General features: G+C 60.6%; 17 protein-coding genes. 5 read left to right on the plus strand and 12 right to left on the minus strand.

Features of this window, described 5'->3' with window-relative positions:
* Positions 1-95: 95 nt before the first annotated feature.
* Complete coding sequence (locus tag PQR67_RS21575) at positions 96-1,202, minus strand: iron-containing redox enzyme family protein (RefSeq protein ID WP_408463700.1); 1,107 nt, start codon at positions 1,200-1,202, stop codon at positions 96-98.
* Positions 1,203-1,367: 165 nt separating this feature from the next.
* Positions 1,368-2,624, minus strand: coding sequence for a flavin-dependent oxidoreductase (locus PQR67_RS21580; protein ID WP_408463703.1), 1,257 nt, complete (start codon positions 2,622-2,624; stop codon positions 1,368-1,370).
* Positions 2,625-2,947: 323 nt separating this feature from the next.
* Here PQR67_RS21580 and gtdA point away from each other — a divergent pair, with 323 nt between their 5' ends.
* The 4 genes from gtdA (at position 2,948) to PQR67_RS21600 (ending at position 6,064) form a co-directional block, all read left to right on the plus strand.
* A complete protein-coding gene (gene gtdA, locus PQR67_RS21585) occupies positions 2,948-4,000 on the plus strand; it encodes a gentisate 1,2-dioxygenase (protein ID WP_408463706.1) in 1,053 nt (350 codons plus the stop codon).
* A gap of 44 nt (positions 4,001-4,044) precedes the next feature.
* Positions 4,045-4,743 (plus strand): fumarylacetoacetate hydrolase family protein, encoded by a 699-nt coding sequence (locus tag PQR67_RS21590; protein WP_408463709.1) that lies wholly within the window; start codon positions 4,045-4,047, stop codon positions 4,741-4,743.
* A 66-nt stretch (positions 4,744-4,809) separates the two neighbouring features.
* Positions 4,810-5,454 (plus strand): maleylacetoacetate isomerase, encoded by a 645-nt coding sequence (gene maiA / locus PQR67_RS21595; RefSeq protein ID WP_408463712.1) that lies wholly within the window; start codon positions 4,810-4,812, stop codon positions 5,452-5,454.
* 121 nt (positions 5,455-5,575) lie between these two features.
* The gene (locus PQR67_RS21600; RefSeq protein ID WP_408435974.1) at positions 5,576-6,064 is read left to right on the plus strand and encodes a MarR family winged helix-turn-helix transcriptional regulator; all 489 of its coding nucleotides are present in this window, start codon (positions 5,576-5,578) and stop codon (positions 6,062-6,064) included.
* A gap of 86 nt (positions 6,065-6,150) precedes the next feature.
* Here the strand turns inward: PQR67_RS21600 and PQR67_RS21605 are convergent, their stop codons facing one another.
* Complete coding sequence (locus tag PQR67_RS21605) at positions 6,151-7,740, minus strand: ABC transporter substrate-binding protein (protein WP_408463715.1); 1,590 nt, start codon at positions 7,738-7,740, stop codon at positions 6,151-6,153.
* A gap of 399 nt (positions 7,741-8,139) precedes the next feature.
* Between PQR67_RS21605 and PQR67_RS21610 the strand changes: the two genes are divergently transcribed.
* Positions 8,140-9,222, plus strand: a complete 1,083-nt coding sequence (locus PQR67_RS21610; protein ID WP_408463718.1) for a porin — start codon at positions 8,140-8,142, stop codon at positions 9,220-9,222.
* Between the two features lie 223 nt (positions 9,223-9,445).
* Here PQR67_RS21610 and PQR67_RS21615 read toward each other — a convergent pair whose 3' ends face one another.
* From PQR67_RS21615 to PQR67_RS21655, 9 genes are all read right to left on the minus strand, one after another.
* The gene (locus tag PQR67_RS21615) at positions 9,446-10,435 is read right to left on the minus strand and encodes an ABC transporter ATP-binding protein (protein WP_408463721.1); all 990 of its coding nucleotides are present in this window, start codon (positions 10,433-10,435) and stop codon (positions 9,446-9,448) included.
* Positions 10,432-11,418 (minus strand): ABC transporter ATP-binding protein, encoded by a 987-nt coding sequence (locus PQR67_RS21620; protein ID WP_408463724.1) that lies wholly within the window; start codon positions 11,416-11,418, stop codon positions 10,432-10,434. The genes PQR67_RS21615 and PQR67_RS21620 overlap by 4 nt, the downstream gene beginning before the upstream one ends.
* Positions 11,415-12,389: an ABC transporter permease gene (locus PQR67_RS21625; RefSeq protein ID WP_408463727.1), complete on the minus strand. Its 975-nt coding sequence runs from the start codon at positions 12,387-12,389 to the stop codon at positions 11,415-11,417. The genes PQR67_RS21620 and PQR67_RS21625 overlap by 4 nt, the downstream gene beginning before the upstream one ends.
* Positions 12,390-12,414: 25 nt before the next feature.
* Positions 12,415-13,392 carry an ABC transporter permease gene (locus PQR67_RS21630; RefSeq protein WP_408463730.1) on the minus strand — a complete coding sequence of 326 codons (978 nt, stop codon included), beginning with the start codon at positions 13,390-13,392 and terminating at the stop codon, positions 12,415-12,417.
* A 140-nt stretch (positions 13,393-13,532) separates the two neighbouring features.
* Positions 13,533-14,660, minus strand: a complete 1,128-nt coding sequence (gene hisC / locus PQR67_RS21635; protein ID WP_408463733.1) for a histidinol-phosphate transaminase — start codon at positions 14,658-14,660, stop codon at positions 13,533-13,535.
* Between the two features lie 80 nt (positions 14,661-14,740).
* The gene (locus PQR67_RS21640; RefSeq protein ID WP_408463736.1) at positions 14,741-15,505 is read right to left on the minus strand and encodes an HD domain-containing protein; all 765 of its coding nucleotides are present in this window, start codon (positions 15,503-15,505) and stop codon (positions 14,741-14,743) included.
* Between the two features lie 58 nt (positions 15,506-15,563).
* Positions 15,564-16,232 (minus strand): 4-carboxy-4-hydroxy-2-oxoadipate aldolase/oxaloacetate decarboxylase, encoded by a 669-nt coding sequence (locus tag PQR67_RS21645; RefSeq protein WP_408463739.1) that lies wholly within the window; start codon positions 16,230-16,232, stop codon positions 15,564-15,566.
* Between the two features lie 64 nt (positions 16,233-16,296).
* Complete coding sequence (locus PQR67_RS21650) at positions 16,297-17,070, minus strand: RraA family protein (protein ID WP_408463742.1); 774 nt, start codon at positions 17,068-17,070, stop codon at positions 16,297-16,299.
* 2 nt (positions 17,071-17,072) lie between these two features.
* Positions 17,073-17,756, minus strand: coding sequence for an RraA family protein (locus tag PQR67_RS21655; RefSeq protein WP_408463745.1), 684 nt, complete (start codon positions 17,754-17,756; stop codon positions 17,073-17,075).
* Positions 17,757-17,792 lie beyond the last annotated feature (36 nt).

Raw genomic sequence — 17,792 nt, forward strand, 5'->3', positions numbered from 1 at the left:
GCGCCAGATTCGTACTGGAAATCGGCTTTGAAGAACAGATACGAAACAACGTGGCAGCATGTCGTGCCACGTTGCGCCGTGCAACACGGTGTATTTCAACCAATTGCGAGCAGTCGCTCATAGAGCGCGTCGTAGTACGCCGCACACGTATTCAGACGCCATTGCGCGCCCGCATAGATGTCGTTCATTTGCGAAGGGTACTTGGTGGCGAGCGGCACGATGACGTTCGACAGCCAGCCTTCCGCGTGCACCACGTCGATGGAAACGTGTTCGTCGTAGTATTCCAACTCACCCTTCTCACCCATGCCGAGACGCCGGCATCCGCGCGTGAGCTTTTCATACTGCGAAGGATCGAGCAACTCGGTCACGGCCATCACGCCCAGCGACTTCAGACCCTGGCTGCGGTTCAGGCCCGTCATCATGAACAGGTTGTAACCCGCCAGCCCTTGCCAGCCGAGCAAGGACGCGTGATCGTCGTCGGCATGCGCAATGTCCACCGTGTGCAGCAGATGACGAAACAGCGTGACGTGGCTGCGTTGCGGATCGCCCTTGCCCGCTTCGTCCCAGAAATTCTGTGACAACTCACCGCGAACGGACGGGTCCGAGCCCAGCAACGCGAGAACGATGAGGTCGAAGAAGCGGATATTGAGCGCGCTGTCGCTGCGGAAAAACGCCGACATTTGCACTCGCGTAGCGTCTTTTTCAAGGAAATCGAATAGCGGATGTTTTGACGCACGATGCTGCGCCGACACCGAGCAGATGGCGTCGGTCAAATCGCGTGCGGTGCGCACACCGGCATCGAGCGGCGTCGTGTCCAGCGCATCGGACGCGAGCCAGCGCCGTTCGATCGCGCCGCGCAGACGAATCAGGTAGGGATTGAACTGGTTTGCACAGCGCTCGCTCGCGGCCGGCGCAACGTGGAGTTCATACAGCGCGAAGAGCGTGGCGTGCACGTCCGCCAGCGCATCGTCCTCGCCCCGCTCGAATGCGGCGTCGAGCACCTCATCCACTCGATGCCGCAGCGCCGCGAATTCCTCGGGGTGGTCGTCGAAGTACAACTCCAGTTCGGCACCCTCGATCATGGTGCGAATGGCTGAAGCGATATCTTCTGATTCAGCCAGACGGATCGAGGTGGGTAATGATGAAGGATCACGAAACGGCAAACGGATCGCGTGTTCCGATTCGGCGCGGACGCTAAACATGGGGGCACTCCAACGAGACATGTTATTTATGCATCCACGCGCGTGCGATGGATGGCCTGACGCGATGTCAGGCCGACATTAGCGTGCGGTAAGCGTCAGTGCCTGAAGATTGTCTCGGCGCCGCGTTGCGCTCGCGTGTCTAAATGTACTTACAATCGGATTTCATTACCCTACCCGTTGCCTCGCCTTCAGATCGTCGAGATGAAAACCAGCGACCGTCTTGTACTGGTTCGCGATCTGACTCAGTTCCTCCGCGCTGACCACGTCTTCGATCCGCTCGAAACGCTGTCCCTGCGTGCGCTCGTGGACCACCTGCAAAATCCGGTCGGGCGGCGCCTTGCGGTTCATCAGCACGACATCGCCGGTTGCCTTGACGCGCGCTCGATCGTAGGCAAGCAGTGCCTCCTCGCAGACGCCCAGTTCCGCGCAGCGGTCCGCCAGAAAGCGGGCGTCCAGAATCGCCTGGCCGGCGCCGTTCGAGCCACGCGGCACCATGGGATGCGCCGCATCGCCCAACAACGTGATGCGGCCGAAGCTCCAGCGCGGCAACGGATCCTGATCGACCATCGGATACTCCAGAATCGTTTCCGTGGCTTCGATCATCGCGGCCACGTCGAGCCAGTCGAAATGCCAGTCCGCGAATGCCGGGAAGAAATCGGCGAGACGCCCTTTACCGTTCCAGTCACGACGCGCGGGTTGTGGCGCCTCGATCTCGGCAACCCAGTTCAGCAACTGGTTGCCCGCTGCGTCCACGTTATCGCGGATCGGGTAAATGACCATTTTGCCGTGCGTCAGCCAGCCTGCGCGCACCATGCTGCCACCGCTCAGGAACGGCGGAGCGACGATCGTTCCGCGCCACATGTTGAAACCGGAATAGCGCGGCGCGCCTTCGTCCGGATAGAACTGTTTGCGGATTGCCGAGTGAATGCCATCACACGCCACGATTGCCGCGCCGCTGGCGAAATGATCGTGGCCGGCGCTATCGGTAAAGCGCGCGGTTGCGCCTGATTCGTCCTGGGTGGCGCCGATACAGCGGCGGTCTGTCACGACACTGTCCGGACCCAGGCGTTCACGCACCGCTTTGAGCAATACGCTCTGCAGGTCGCCGCGATGGATCGAAAATTGCGGATGCTCATAACCGGCGAAACGCCCGGCTGGTTCGCGGTAGATCAACTGGCCGTGGCGATTGAAGAACACCGACTCCTGGGTCGTCACACCCACTGCGGCCAATTCGGCGAGCAGATCGAGTTCCGCCAGTTCACGCGTGGCATGCGGCAACAGGTTGATGCCGACCCCGAGCGGTCTGATTTCAGGCGCGGCTTCGAAAATGCGGCTCGCGATACCTGCCTTGTTCAAGGTCAGCGCCAGCGTCAATCCGCCAATCCCTGCACCCACGATGATCACTTCACTGTCCTTTTTCATCTGTCTCCTCTTTCGTGTTGAGCGCGGCGTGGCGCGCCGTTGAATGCCGCCGTTAAATTCCGCCGTTTAGTCCGTTTCCGCGCTGCTTGTTTATTCATCATTTGCGCAGACGTCTGCCTAAATATAGTGAGCTGTTTCTGCTTCGTCAAGCAGTTCATCCCGACAACGGAATTCATTTGACACGGTGATCGAGATTCAATATCTTTTGACATACGTCTGCCGATTATTTATCCGCACACCATCAGGCAACTTCACGTATCGCCGAATCGACACACACCGCTCGACGCGACACGGCGGTTCCAGAAAAGAACAGGAGACAAGCAATGAACACCGGCCTTCCCACATCAGACAGGAAAGCGTTCTACGAGCAGATCCGCGAACTCAACATGATTCCCCTATGGGAATCGCTCAGCACGTTAGTGCCGCATCAGCCCAATGGACCCTGCGTGCCCGCGCTGTGGAAATGGCGCGATGTGCTGCCCTACATCGAGCAGGCCGGCACGCTGATCACGGCGGAGGAAGCCGTGCGCCGCGTGCTCGTACTGGAAAACCCCGCCCTGCCCGGCCACGCCAGCGTGACGCAATCGCTCTATGCCGGATTGCAGCTCATTCTGCCGGGCGAGGTTGCGCCGGCCCACCGCCACGTGCAATCGGCGTTGCGCTTTATCGTCCATGGCCGTGGCGCCTATACGGCGGTTGACGGCGAACGCAGCACCATGATGCCGGGCGATTTCATCATTACCCCAAGCTGGACCTGGCACGATCACGGCAACGACGGCATTGACGGCCACAGCGAGCCGGTGGTCTGGCTGGACGGGCTGGATATCCCGATGATTCGCTTCTTCGATGCGGGTTTCGAGGAGAAAAGCGCGGCGATGTCGCAGCGTGTGACGCGTCCGGAAGGCAATGCGCTCGCGCGCTACGGACACAACCTGTTGCCGGTCGACTATCAGCCTTCATCGCCGACCTCGCCTATTTTCAGTTACCCATACGACCGCACGCGCGAAGTGCTCGATCGGCTCTATCGCGACGGTGAACTCGATGCCTGGCATGGCATCAAGCTGCGCTACGTCAACCCGGCAACCGGCGGCTGGCCGATGCCGACACTTGCGACCTTCATGCAGTACCTGCCGGCCGGCTTCTCAGGCAAGCCGTTCCGCAGCACCGACGGTGCCGTGTATTCGGTTGTCGAAGGCACCGGACACGCGATCATCGACGGCCAACGCTTTGAATTTGGCCCGAAGGACCACTTCGTCGTGCCGTCATGGAAAACATTCACGCTGCACGCGAACGACGACGCGGTCCTGTTCAGCTTTTCGGACCGACCGGTGCAAACCGCGCTCAACATCTTGCGCGAAGAAAAACTGGATGCGTGAGCGCGGCGATCGTACACAACACAATCACACATGGAGAATATTCAATGAGTCTGGTCTTTGAGTCCGCGCCCGCGGTAACAGTCCCGGTTGCCGGTTCGGACGACGCGTTTCCCGTGCGCCGCATTTACTGCGTGGGGCGCAACTACGCTGCCCATGCGCGCGAGATGGGTTTCGATCCCGACCGTGAGCCGCCGTTTTTCTTCTGCAAGCCGACCGATGCGATCGTCTATGTCGCACCGGGCACCACGGGCGAATTTCCGTACCCGTCCGAGACGGACAACTGCCACTACGAGATGGAACTGGTAGCCGCAATCGGTAAGGGCGGCAAAAACATCGCCGTCGAGGCCGCGCTCGGCCACGTGTTCGGCTATGCACTCGGACTCGATATGACGCGCCGCGATCTGCAAATGGACATGCGCAAGATGGGCCGCCCATGGGACATCGGCAAGGCGTTCGATCACTCGGCGCCGATCGGTCCGCTGCATCGCGCTGAACAGACTGGGCATCTGAAAGACGGTGCGATCTGGCTGAATGTCAATGGCACGTCGAAGCAACGCGCGGACGTCTCGCAACTGATCTGGTCGGTCGCGGAAACAATCGCGTACCTGTCGCGCTTCTTCGAACTGGTGCCGGGCGATCTGATCTATACCGGTACACCCGAAGGCGTCGGCGCGGTGGTCAAGGGCGACGCGATGCACGGTGGCATCGACGGTCTCGGCGAACTCCAGGTCAAAGTGGTCTGAACGACTCATGTCACGACGGAGCAATACGGGTCATGCCCGTACTGCTCCGTTAATCGAGGATATTCCGTGCAGCTTCACAATTTTTTCCGCAGCTCCGCTTCGTACCGGGTACGGATTGCGCTGGGTTTGAAAGGCCTGCCGTTCGACTACCTGCCCGTGCATCTGTCGCGCGACGGCGGCGAGCAGTTCGCGCCCGCCTATCGTTCGCTCAGCCCGGAGGCGCTCGTCCCCGTGTTCAAAGACGGTGAGGTGTCGCTCCATCAGTCGCTTGCGATCATCGAGTACCTGGACGAACTGCATCCCACGCCACCGCTATTGCCGGCCGATCCGCCCGGCCGCGCCACGGTGCGTGCGTTGGCTCTCGACATCGCGTGTGACATCCATCCGCTCAACAACCTCCGCGTGCTCAATTACCTCGGCAACAAGGCTGGTCTGACACAGGAAGCGCGAGACGCCTGGTATCACCACTGGGTTCACACCGGTTTTTCCGCGCTGGAAACGCGGCTTGCCCGGAGTCAGACAACGGGTGAATTCTGTTACGGCGACCAACCGACGCTAGCCGATCTCACGCTCGTGCCCCAGGTTTTCAACGCGCAACGTTTTAACGTCGAGATGAATGCCTATCCGGTGCTCAAGCGCATCGCGCAGCGCTGCCTGCAGTTGCCTGCGTTTGCTGCGGCTGCCCCTGCGCAGCAGCCAGACGCACAGTAAGCCGCGCGGATGACGCCCGTCATCCGCTCCACTCTGCTATCCGCCGCTCACACTGCGCGATAATATCGGCCAGTCACGTTTGCCGCCCGAGCACGGGCGGCCCACTTCCAGATACGAGTCCATGGCAAAGAACCCTGTGGCGCGCGATACGCGCCAGACGCCGCTCGACCGTCTGTACGCCCGCCCCGGCTTCATGATCCGGCGGGCCCATCAGATTTCGACCGACCTTTTCATCGAAGCCTGCGCAGCGCTCGACATGACGCCCAGCCAATACGGCGTGCTGTATATCCTGTTCCACAGCGGCCCGCTCGAACAGATCGGCATTGCCCGTCTGATCGGCCTCGACCGCTCGACCACCGCACTGGTCGTCAAGATCCTGAGCGAGCGCGGCCTGCTCGAAAAAACAAAAAGCGAAACGGACCAACGCAAAGTGGAAATCTCGCTGACGGAGGCGGGCCGGCAATGCTTCCGCCAATGCGAGCGTTATGCCCAGAAATCGGTCGACGCGTTGCTCGCACCGTTCGAGCCTGCCGAGCGCACGCAATTTCTCGCGTTGCTCGACAAGTTCGTTTCGCACTTCAACGACAACACGCGTGTGACGCTGGGATAAAACAGATCGGCGAGCCCTTGCCCGCCGATCCGTTCGTTGTTCACTGTTTGCGCTGCTCGTCACAGATGCACAGCAGCGCGAACAGATTACTTCGAAGGTGCGGCATCAAACCCGTACATCTGCGAATCGACGCGCGGCACGATGTGAATCCCGTTACGCGCGGCGAAGGTCGAAACCTGCAGATGGGTCGGGATGATGCCCACTTCATCGTGCAACACCTTCGACGTTTCCTGGTACAGCGCTTCACGCTTCGCATCGTCGACCGTTGCCAGCCCCGCATTCAACGGCTTCCAGAAGTTCGGCGAATCGTAGGTCTGGATGTTGATCTTGCGGAACGGATTGTTGGTCGGATTCGAAAACAGCGATTCGAGCTGCACGCCCATGTCGCCCGCGTCCGCACCCCAGCCGATCATGAAGAAACCCATTTGCAGTTGATTCACGCGTGAGATGAAGGTACCCATCGGCTGCGTCTCGACCTTGGTCTTGCAACCAATGCGCGTCAGCATTTGCGCGACCCCCTGGGCCAGTTGCGAATCGTTGACGTAGCGATCGTTCGGCGCAAACAGCGTCAGCGAGAAGCACTCCGGGTAGCCTGCTTCTGCCAGCAGTTTTTTCGCTTCGTCAGGCTTGTACGGGTCGGGCGGCAGCGCCGGGTTGTAGCCGAACATGGTACTCGGCACGCTGTTCTGCGTGGCTACGCCCAGCCCTTGCAAGACGCGATCGACCAGCACCTGACGGTTAATGGCGAGCGAGAACGCACGGCGCACGCGCACATCCTTGAACGGATTCTTGCCCAACGGCTTGCCGTTGTTGTCCGTTACATACGGCGCGTTGTCGTTTAACTGATTCATCACCCAGAAAACCATCAACGTGCTGGGCTTCGTGTAGACGGCGAGCTTTTTGTCCGCCTTGATTCGCGAGACATCCGCGCTCGGCACATCGATTACCGCGTCGACGTCGCCCGACAGAATGGCTGCCACGCGCGCCGCCGCATTCGGCAGGATACGCACCGTCACCTTGTCATAGGCCGGCTTCTCGCCCCAATACGCGTCATTGCGGACGAGTTCGACACGATCGCCGCGCAAAAAGCGCGAAAACTTGTACGGCCCCGTGCCGACCAGACCCTTGCCGGTTTCGAAGTCTTCGCTCTTGAGCCCCTGCGTGTCTTTCTTCGACAGCATGAAGATCATCGACAGATAGTTGGGCAGCACGGCCAGCGGTCGCGCCGTGGTTAGCTTGACCGTGTACGGATCGACCACCTGCACCTTGGTGATGTCTTTTGTGAAGACGCCGAACGTGGCCGGCGAATTGGTCAGCGTATCGGGACGCGCCAGCGAATAGACCACGTCGTCCGCCGTGAACGACGAGCCGTCCTGGAACTTGACGTTCTTGCGCAGCTTGATTTCCCACGTCTTGTCGTCAAGCGGTTTCCACGACTCGGCAAGCCCGGGTTGCAAGCGGCCGTCTGGCGACATGTCGATCAGCGGCTCGAACACATTACGCGCAACGTTGCGGTTGCCCGGCAAGTTGGCGAACTGCGGATCGAGCGATGTGACGTCTGCGCTGACCCCATACTTGAATTCCGCTGCACCTGCATTCTGCTGCACAAATACGCTCGCGGCCAACGCACCAGCCATAACCGCCAGCCGGCCCCAGCCCCGCAATGTTGTTCCCATCTCCGTCTCCTATATGTGCAGAACCCGCAAGGGTACCCGCTTTATTGAGGGAGCCTTCAATCACTTGACGGCTCCCCTCTGAAAACAGCGCACCGGCCTGAAACACCCGCGCATTAACGGCAACTGCGCGCCTGAGTCACTTCGTGTTTACGAGCATCTTCGCCGTGCCAAAATTCTTTCTGTATAACTATATTATCGTTATACACTTCTATCGAAGTCAAGCACTGCTCAAGTTGATGACGGGCGATGCAGGACCGCCGCACGGCCTTTCGTTCCCACAACGAAATGGTTGCGCGTGCAACACGTTGCGAGGCGGGAACAACTGCGCGCGAAGCCTCGCAAAACATGCGGCATCTTCAACAAAACTGGCGCAGACTATTCATGGAAAGGAGACAAACAATGAGAAAAACCCTCGCCGTACCTCTTGCTGCCGTGTCACTTTGTACTTTTGCAGCGGGTGCACAGGCGCAGAGCAGTGTGACGATTTACGGGATCGTCGACTCGGGCATCAGCTACGTTAGCAACAGCGGCGGTCATTCCGCGTGGGTCTTCGACACGGGTGTCCCTCAGGGCAACCGGCTCGGCTTCAAGGGCACCGAAGATCTGGGTGGTGGCCTGCAAGCGCTGTTTCGCCTTGAAAACGGCTTCAACCTGAACGACGGCAGCATGGGTCAGGGTGGCCTCATGTTCGGGCGCCAGGCTTACGTCGGTCTCGCGAACCAGATCGGCACGCTGACGCTCGGCCATCAATACGACTTCATGGGCGACATCATCGGCAACTTTTCGATCGCCTACATCGCCGGCGTGTATGCGTTCCATCCGGGCGACTACGACCGCGTATCGGGCGACCGGCTGGATAACACGGTCAAATTCGTCAGCAACAATTTCGGCGGCTTCACCGCTGGCGCGATGTACGGCTTCGGTAATACGGCGGGCAACTTCCATCAGAACAGTTCGATGAGTTTCGGCCTGACCTACGATCATGGCCCGCTCAGTCTCGGCGCAGCCTATACGGACATCAATAACTTCCGCATCAATCCAACCAACGATCTGGGCGTCAACACGCTATTCGGCCAGCCGCTAACGGGTAGCGCGATCGTGGCCGACAGCATGAAAACATGGGGCCTCGGCGGCAGCTATTCGATCGGCAATGTCGGCATCATGGCGAACTACACCGGCACGCGGATCTCGTACATGGGCAATTCGGCAACACTGAGCACCGTGGAAGGCAGCTTGCTGTACCACTTCACACCGGCGCTGGTCGCGGGCGCAGGGTACGCCTATTCGAAGCTCGAGAGTTCGCACTGGGGCCAGACGTCGGTTGGGATCGACTACTTCCTGTCGAAACGCACCGACCTGTATGCCCAGGCGAACTATCAACTGGCGAGCGGTGACGGTACGCGCGCGGTCATCCTGGCGCTGCCGACGTCGAGCACCAACAAGCAGCTTGTCGCCGGCGTGGGCATACGCCACAAGTTCTGACCCGGGTTCGAACCGATTGATCGCGAGACGTGCCGCTCGATAGCGAGAATCGAGCGGCGCAATTTGATGCCGGCGCAAGCCGGCTTTTTTTCGCCGCGGGATTAGGACTCGCACGGATACATCGACTCACGTTTGCGCCACCCATGAAAAAGCCCGGTGGGAACCGCACGGCATTGCTGCCATGCAATTCACACCGGGCCAGGCTTCAAGGGTGACGGTGCCGTCAGTCGATCAGATGACACGCCGCGAATTGCCCGTCGGCAGCACGCTTCAATTCAGGCGCGGTCTCTTTGCAAACCGGCAACGCGTGCGGGCAGCGCGGATGGAAGTGACACCCAGGCGGCGGATTCAGCGGCGACGGAATCTCGCCCTTGATGGCATAGAAAGTCTTCTTGCGCTTGTCGAGCGACGGCACCTCCGCCAGCAATGCCTGCGTGTACGGATGCCGCGGGTTCTGATAGACCTGCTCGGTGGGTCCCGATTCAACGATCTTGCCGAGATACATCACGACAATGCGATCGGCAATATGACGCACCACGCCCAGATCGTGGCTGATGAACAGATAGGTCAACCCTAGCTCTTCACGCAGTTTGATAAACAGGTTCAACACCTGCGCCTGGATCGATACGTCGAGTGCCGCCACCGACTCATCGCAAACGAGAAACTTCGGATTCACCGACAGCGCCCGCGCGATACCAATACGTGCGCGCTGGCCGCCGGAGAACTGATGAGCGAAACGGTCCATCGAATCCGGATCGAGACCCACCCGCTCAAACAGCGCCCCGACGAAATCGCGCGTGTCCGCCTTGCGAATGAAACCGTGCACATGTGCCCCTTCCGCGACGATATCCGCAGCCCGCATACGTGGATTCAGCGACGCGTACGGGTCCTGGAAGATCATCTGGATATCGAGTTCGGCGCGATTGCGCTCGCGCCGTCCGAGCGACGCCATATCCGTATCCTGCCAGTAGCGTTTGCCGCTAGTCGGCCAGTAGACGCCCGCCGCGAGACGGCCGACCGTCGACTTACCGCAACCGGATTCGCCGACCAGACCGACCACCTCGCCCGCGCTGACGCTCAGGCTCAGATCGGTGACCGCATGCACGCCCTTAGGTGGTTGCCGTCCAGTGACTGCCCGGACCAAGCGCCCGGTTGCATCCTGTCTGGGTGCGAACGTCTTCGTGACGTTGCGCAATTCAAGCAGCGGGGTCATGCAATCTCCTCGTGTTCATCGACGACGGGCCGGATACAGCGAACCATGTGGCCGTCGTGGTCAATCGACTCGGCAATCTCCTGCGCGCATTCCGGCACCGCGGATGAGCAGCGCGTACGGAACGCGCAGCCGCCGCCCAAGGCGAGCAGCGAAGGCGGTGCGCCGGGAATCTGCCGCAACATCACGCCTTTGGGATTGCGGCTCGGAATCGAATTCATCAAACCGCGCGTGTACGGATGGCGCGGCGTATCGAGCACCTGATCGACGCTGCCATATTCGGCGATCCTGCCGCCGTACATCACGCACACGCGATCCGCGAGCCCCGCGACCACCGAAAGATCGTGCGTGATCCAGATCAGCGCCGTGCCCGAGTTGCGGCAGAGTTGCTGGATTTCACCGAGAATCTGCGCCTGAATGGTAACGTCGAGCGCGGTAGTCGGTTCGTCGGCGATCACTACCTCGGGCCGGTTGATCAGTGCAATCGCAATCGCAACGCGCTGACGCATGCCGCCGGAGAACTGATGCGGATAGCACTTCAGACGCTCGTCCGGCGCGGGGATGCCAACTTGCGCAAGCGCGGCGCGCGCTTCGTCGAGTGCCGCCCGACGGCTCATCGGCCGGTGCGCGAGCACCGCCTCGATCATCTGCGTGTCGATACGCAGCACGGGATTGAGCGTCATCATCGGATCCTGGAAGATCATCGAGATCCGGTTGCCGCGAATCTTGCGCCACTGCGCTTCGGTGCATCCGGCCAGCTCCTCGCCCGCGAGTTTGATGCTGCCGCCCACCACCTTGCCCGGGGGGTCGATCAAACCCAGGATCGAATAGCCGGTTTGCGATTTGCCGGATCCGGACTCGCCCACCACGCCCAGAATTTCGCCGCGCGCGACGCTAAAACTCACACCGTTTACCGCTTTCACGATACCGCGCGGTGTCGTGAAGTGGGTGCACAGATTGTCCACCTGCAATGCGGGCTGAGTCATTTCTTCAACCTCGGGTTGAGCACATCGCGCAGGCGATCCGCCATCAGGTTCAGGCACAGCATCAGCAACAGCAGCGCGACGCCGGGGAAAACGCTGATCCAGTAGGAACCGGACAGCAGGTAGTTATAGCCATTCGAAATCAGCAGCCCAAGCGACGGCTCCGTAACAGGCAGCCCGAGACCCAGAAACGAGAGCGTCGCCTCGAGCGAGATCGTGGTCGCCATCTGCACGGTGGCGACCACCAGCAACGGCGGTACGCAATTGGGCAGCACATGGCGGAAGATAATCCGCGTGTCGCTCAGTTTCAGGCAGCGCGCCGCCTCCACGTACTCCTTGCGCAACTCGACGAGTGCCGAGCCGCGCGCGGTACGCGCATACACCGCCCATTGAACCAGCACGAGTGCGTAGATGATCTTGTCGACGCCCTTGCCGAACGCCGCGATGAACACCAGCGCAATCAGAATCGAAGGGAACGAAAGCTGGATGTCAGCAAGCCGCATGATCAGTGCATCGACCTTGCGTCCGTAGAACGCGCCGACGAGACCCAGCGCGACGCCGATCACCAACGCGAGCACCGTGCAGGCGAGGCTCACGTACAGGCTCGTGCGCATGCCGTAGAGAATCGCGGACAGCATGTCGCGCCCCTGATCGTCGGTGCCGAGCCAGTAAATGTGCGTGCCCATCGATGCATGCGCGAGCGGCGGCAATTGCGAATCGCTCAGGTCGAGCTGGGCGAGATCGTAGGGATTCTGTGGCGCAATCCACGGCGCGAATACCGCCAGCGCGGCAATCGCGATAAATAGCACGAGCCCGATGAGTGCAAGTTTGCTCTGGCTAAATTCGCTCCACAGCGCACTGAGTTGACCGCCCATGCGGGCAAATCGATGCGGGCGTTTCACCGGACTAACCGTGGGGGCGGTAGAGTCGGTGGAATTGGCGGATACAGCGGATTGAACGCGCGGTTCAGCCATGGTCGTTCCTGTCGTGGGTCCCATGTCAATTCACCTCCGCCGTCACCGAGATGCGCGGATCGAGCAGCGAATAGAGAATGTCGACGACCAGATTGATCAGCATATAAATCGCCCCGACGGTCAGCAGATAGGCGATGACCACCGGGCGATCGAGCGCGTTGATCGAATCGATCAGCAGTTTTCCCATGCCGGGCCATGCGAACACGGTTTCCGTGACGATCGAAAACGCGATCAGCCCGCCCAGGTTGATGCCGATCACCGTGACGAGCGGGATCATGATGTTCTTCAGAATATGCACGCCGACAATGCGCGACGTGCTCAGTCCTTTGGCGCGCGCGAACTTGACGTAGTCGGTCAAGGCGGTTTCGCGCGTCGACGAATACGCGAGCCGGATAATCAGCGCGATGTTGAAGAGCGAGAGATTCAGCGCCGGCAGCAGCAGGTGCTTCCAGCCGTCGAGCGTCAGAAAGCTCACCTGCATGCCGAGCCATGACGTCGTCGTGCCGCGTCCGCCTGAAGGCAGCCAGCCAAGCAGCACCGAGCAGACCAGGATCAGGATCAACCCGACCCAGAACGTCGGCAAACTGAAACCGATCGTCGACGATGCGGTAATGAGGCGCGAAGACAGTTTCTCGGGGCGCAATCCCGCGTACATGCCAAGCGGAATGCCGATGACGATGGCCATCAGCATGGCGATCACCGACAACTCGAGCGTCGCGGGCATGCGCGAAACGATCATCTGCGCAACCGGTGCACCGGTCAGGAACGACGTGCCGAAGTCACCACGCAGCGAATGTGTGAGGAAATGCCAGTACTGGAGCCACCACGGCTGATCCAGTCCGAGCGATGTAATGATGCGGGTGCGCATCTCGGGTGTGGCGCTGTCGGGCACCATCAGCGCAATCGGATCGCCCACCACGTAGACGCCGGCAAACACGAGCAGCGACATCGCCCAAAGCGCAAGGACGCTCTGGAACAGTCTCCGCAGAATAAACTCAAACATGGATTGTCTCGCTCCAACGGGGATCACTTCAAGCGACAGGACTTGTATTTGCCTGTTTGTGGCCACGGATGCTGCGGGCGGTCCGTGGCCGGGCTTTGTCTCGAAAGTATAATATAGTTTAATTTAGGTGAGTTTCCATCTCACGCGTTGACGACCACCAGCTCACGCAACGCCGCAAAGAACCTTTCGTTTTCCTGCGGCAATCCAACCGTCACGCGCAACCACTCGCCGAGGCCGTAGTCCACCACCTTGCGCACGATGATGCCGCGCCTGAGCAATGCATCGAACAACTCGGCCGAATTCCCGACCTTGATCACGACGAAATTGCCCTGGCTCTTCACATAGGGGAGTCGCAGCGCGTCGCACACTTCGTAGAACCGCACGATCCCTTCACGATTCAGACGATACGATTCATTCAGATAGTCGTCGTCGTTCAGCGCGGCGATGGCGGCGGCCTGCGCCAGTGAATTGACGTTGAAGGTCTGCCGCACACGATTCAGAAGGTCGGTGACGTAAGGCGTGGCAATTGCGAAGCCGACTCGCAGACCGGCAAGGCCGAACGCTTTCGAGAACGTTCGCGACACAACGAGATTCGGATAACGCCGCACAAGCTCGGTACTGTCGTAGCGATGATGCGGTTCGAGATATTCGTTATAGGCCTCGTCCAGCAGCACAACGACGTTAGCGGGAATGCGATCGAGAAACGCGGTGAGTTCGTCGGCACTGAAGAACGTGCCGGTCGGGTTGTTCGGATTCGCGAGGTACACCACGCGCGTATCGGCGTTGACCGCTTGCGCCATGGCGTCGAGATCGTGGCCGTAGTTTTTCGCGGGCACGGCGACCATTCGCGCGCCGGTTGCCTTGACCGCGTTCTGCCACGCCATGAACGCGTATTGCGACGACACGGCATTGCAATCGCTACCCGGTTGCGCGGCCTGCAGGAACGCACGCGCGACAAGTTCGAGAATGTCGCTCGAACCGTTGCCAAGCGTAATCCAGTTGCGTTCGACGTTGTACTTCTGGCCCAGCGCCACTTTCAGCGCATGCCCGTTGGGATCGGGATAGCGGGCGCCGCTGTTGACGATCGCGTCGATTGCCGCGCGTGCTGTCGGCGGCATGCCGAGCGGATTTTCATTCGATGCGAGCTTGATGATGCTGGCTTCCGGCAGTCCGTATTCGCGCGCCGTTTCTTCGATAGGTTTGCCTGCCTGATAAGGCTTCAACGAGCCGACATAGGCCGGAGCGACAGGACGCAATTCGTTTGTCATGGGAACACCTTTGCTGACTTCGATAGAGGAATGAGAATGCATGGCGCGCCGCCGGCGCACCATTCGCAGCCACCTGGCAATTACAGGAATTTCGTCGGCCAGATCATCGTGCGCCAGATGTGCGCCGACGGACTGCCGTCGAAACCGAGCCCTTCTTTCGGCTGCCGGAAATTGCGTCCGATGATGTCGACGAAATCGTCGAGACTCACCACCGCGTTCGGATCGAACGAATAGATGTCGTGCAGCGTGATCGAGCGGCTCGACATGTACCACTTGTGATTGCGTGCGTATTCATAGTCGCGTTTGATATATGGCTCAGGCTCGTAGTCCTTGCCGAAATAGCGCAGATACGCATCCGGATACCCATAGCCCACCGATTCGTCCGCGAAAAAACGCAGCGCCTGGTGATACTGGATGGCCCAACTGACCTCTTCGTCCACATACGGCGCGATCATCTGCGCGCCCCAGTAGCCATGATCGCCGCGAATGAAACCGGCCACGCTGATGTCATGCAACAGGCAGGCCAGCACGATCTTCTCGCTCTGCCCGGCTTTCAGTGCATGCGCCGCACTTTGCAACACGTGATTGGCCGGCCCGAAGCGGTACTTGAAAAAATCGATCAGGGTGGGCTGCGCGGGCATCTTCTGCAGACGCGGATCGTCACCCATCATGAAGTGGCCCGTGCCCGGCGGCGGCGCAATGGCCTGGGTCGGATCGCGGTCGCCCGACGTGTAGATCACCGATTTCACCACGCGCCGGTCCAGCTCCGCGATCATCTCGTGTTCAAGCGCGTCGGCGCGCTCGGAAAGCGTAGGCTCCTGACCGCCTGCGGTTTGATTGCTCATTGCGATTGCTCCTGTGTCTCTTCTGTCTCTTCTGTCTCTTCGGTCCCGAACCGCGCGTCTAGCGATTCCAGCCGTAAATATCGAGCGTCAACTCGCCTGCGGCGATGCGCGCGAGTATTTCCGCTTCCTTGTCCTCGCGCTCGCGCGCGGCGCGCAAGGTCGCGTCGATCGATTCCTGCGCGAGCACCACCACGCCGTCCGCGTCGCCCACCACCAGGTCGCCCGCCCGCACGGCGACATCGCCGATCCGCAACGGATGATTGATCCAGCCGCGTGCCGCGAAATCCTTGGTCGTGCCACGAATGCACAAACCGCGCGAGAACACCGGAAAACCGATGCGCGTGAGCAATTCGGCGTCGCGAACGCAACCATCGATGACAAGACCCGCCACACCGCGCTCCTTGGCCGCCGTCGACATGACCTCACCCCAGTAGCCGGCTTCGTAGTAGTCGCTCGTGTACACCACCAGCACGTCGCCCGGCTGTGCGACGACCAGCGCGCGATGCAGCCAGAGATTGTCGCCGGGCGGCGAATGCACGGTGACTGCGGGGCCGCAGACACGGAACGCGGGACTAACCGGCTTGATCGCCGAAGGCAGCGCGCCCCGTTTGCTGGCCGCTTCGAGCAAGGTCGCCGAGGGAAAAGCGCGGGCCGCCTCGATCACTGCCGCGGCCGGCCGCTCAATCGATGCGGTGACCAGCGGCGAATCGATAAAAGGGTACGACATGGTGTCTCCTGATGGATATTCTGATAATTCGCGTGGCGTAGCGCGGCGCCGTGCATGCGCTCGCTCAGGCGCTCACTTTGGTCTGCAGCGCGTGATAGCGATGCTGCTGGCGCGCCTCGTCGAGCCGCATGCCTTGTCGCGCCGCTTCGCGAATCGCATGCTCCGCGGCGTGAATCTCTTCGGCCGCGGCCAGCACGCGGTCTTCGTGAACGCGCGGAATCACGATCACGCCATCCGCGTCACCAATCAGCAGGTCGCCGGGCAATACGCGCGCGTTGCCGATATTGACCGGCACCTGGGTACTCTCGACCTGCACGCGGTCTTTACCGGTACGCATCCAGTGCCCTTTGCTGAACACAGGGTAACCCAACGATAAACACAGGCTCACGTCGCGGCAGATACCGTCAATAACGGTGCCGGCGATTTTCCGCCGATGGGCGATTTCCGTGAGAATGTCGCCCCACACCGTGCATTCCTCACGGCCGGCGTTATCCAGCACGATCACACCGCCTTCCGGTACATCGTCGATATAGTCGCCGACGGTGCCAGGCGGCGTGGTCGGCGGCCCGTAGAGAATCGTGAAGGCACGGCCGCACAGCCGGAAACTCGCGTCGCGCGGCTTGATCCCGGTACATTGACCGACAATGCCGAGGCGATCCAGCGCATCGCTTAGTGTGGCGGTATCGAAGCGCTGGGCGCGCTGCGCATTGCTGTCGCTGGCGTTGTTCCCGTTGTTCGCGTTGTTCCCGTTGTTCCCGTTGTTCCCGTTGTTCCCGTTGTTCCCGTTGTTCCCGTTGTTCCCGTTGTTCGCGTTGTTCGCGTTGTTCGTCTCGCTCATGGTTATCCCCTGTCCTGCAGCATATATTCGTAGTCCGCACCCATCACCTGTGCAATGGGCACGCCATTCAGCAGCTTTTTCGCCATTGCCGCTTCCTTGCCTGCGATCTGCTCGGCAGCGGCGAGCACGCGCTCGACGTCCGCGGCGGCGATAAAGATCACCGCGCTGTTGTCGGCGATGACGTAGTCGCCTGGATAAACACATACCTGTGCCACCGTGATCGGCACATTGGTGCCGGCTTCCGCGACGCGATTACGTGCCGTAAAGGCCGTCAATGCCCGTGCGAAAACCGGGAAGTCGTATTGGCGCGCTTCATCGATATCGCGCACAGGACCCTCCGCAATCACGCCCTCGATGCCGCGTAACGACGCGCCGAGCGAGAGAATGCCGCCCCAACTGCCCGCGTCGAGCCCCGTGCGCTGCTCGACCACGATTACATCGCCCGGCCCGGCGGATTCGACAGCCGTCGTGCCGAGATGGCGCGGCGCCCCGGCATGCGCGGCGGCGCTCACTTGCGCGGCCTCCACCAGCTTCACGGTCACGACCTTGCCGGCGATGCGGCGCGAGGTCGAACGTTGCGGCAAACCGGTCACCGTACCGGTCAGACCGAGCTTGTCGAGTGCATCCGATACTGCGCAACAGTCGAGCCGCTGCAGGCGTCGGGTGGTGTCATCTGCTTGTTTCATGCGTGTCTGCTCCGTTCCTCAGCTTCGTTCTCGTAT

It is taken from the genome of Paraburkholderia fungorum (genome assembly GCF_046026025.1).
Lineage (GTDB): Bacteria > Pseudomonadota > Gammaproteobacteria > Burkholderiales > Burkholderiaceae > Paraburkholderia > Paraburkholderia fungorum_E.

Bases quoted from the DNA above. Each gene is read 5' to 3' on its own strand.
- PQR67_RS21625 (WP_408463727.1), bottom strand. From the start codon at position 12,389: ATGGCTGAACCGCGCGTTCAATCCGCTGTATCCGCCAATTCCACCGAC.
- PQR67_RS21600 (WP_408435974.1), top strand. From the start codon at position 5,576: ATGGCAAAGAACCCTGTGGCGCGCGATACGCGCCAGACGCCGCTCGAC.
- PQR67_RS21620 (WP_408463724.1), bottom strand. From the start codon at position 11,418: ATGACTCAGCCCGCATTGCAGGTGGACAATCTGTGCACCCACTTCACG.
- PQR67_RS21590 (WP_408463709.1), top strand. From the start codon at position 4,045: ATGAGTCTGGTCTTTGAGTCCGCGCCCGCGGTAACAGTCCCGGTTGCC.
- PQR67_RS21645 (WP_408463739.1), bottom strand. From the start codon at position 16,232: ATGTCGTACCCTTTTATCGATTCGCCGCTGGTCACCGCATCGATTGAG.
- PQR67_RS21615 (WP_408463721.1), bottom strand. From the start codon at position 10,435: ATGACCCCGCTGCTTGAATTGCGCAACGTCACGAAGACGTTCGCACCC.
- PQR67_RS21630 (WP_408463730.1), bottom strand. From the start codon at position 13,392: ATGTTTGAGTTTATTCTGCGGAGACTGTTCCAGAGCGTCCTTGCGCTT.
- PQR67_RS21655 (WP_408463745.1), bottom strand. From the start codon at position 17,756: ATGAAACAAGCAGATGACACCACCCGACGCCTGCAGCGGCTCGACTGT.
- hisC (WP_408463733.1), bottom strand. From the start codon at position 14,660: ATGACAAACGAATTGCGTCCTGTCGCTCCGGCCTATGTCGGCTCGTTG.
- PQR67_RS21580 (WP_408463703.1), bottom strand. From the start codon at position 2,624: ATGAAAAAGGACAGTGAAGTGATCATCGTGGGTGCAGGGATTGGCGGA.
- PQR67_RS21575 (WP_408463700.1), bottom strand. From the start codon at position 1,202: ATGTTTAGCGTCCGCGCCGAATCGGAACACGCGATCCGTTTGCCGTTT.
- PQR67_RS21605 (WP_408463715.1), bottom strand. From the start codon at position 7,740: ATGGGAACAACATTGCGGGGCTGGGGCCGGCTGGCGGTTATGGCTGGT.
- PQR67_RS21640 (WP_408463736.1), bottom strand. From the start codon at position 15,505: ATGAGCAATCAAACCGCAGGCGGTCAGGAGCCTACGCTTTCCGAGCGC.
- PQR67_RS21610 (WP_408463718.1), top strand. From the start codon at position 8,140: ATGAGAAAAACCCTCGCCGTACCTCTTGCTGCCGTGTCACTTTGTACT.
- PQR67_RS21650 (WP_408463742.1), bottom strand. From the start codon at position 17,070: ATGAGCGAGACGAACAACGCGAACAACGCGAACAACGGGAACAACGGG.
- gtdA (WP_408463706.1), top strand. From the start codon at position 2,948: ATGAACACCGGCCTTCCCACATCAGACAGGAAAGCGTTCTACGAGCAG.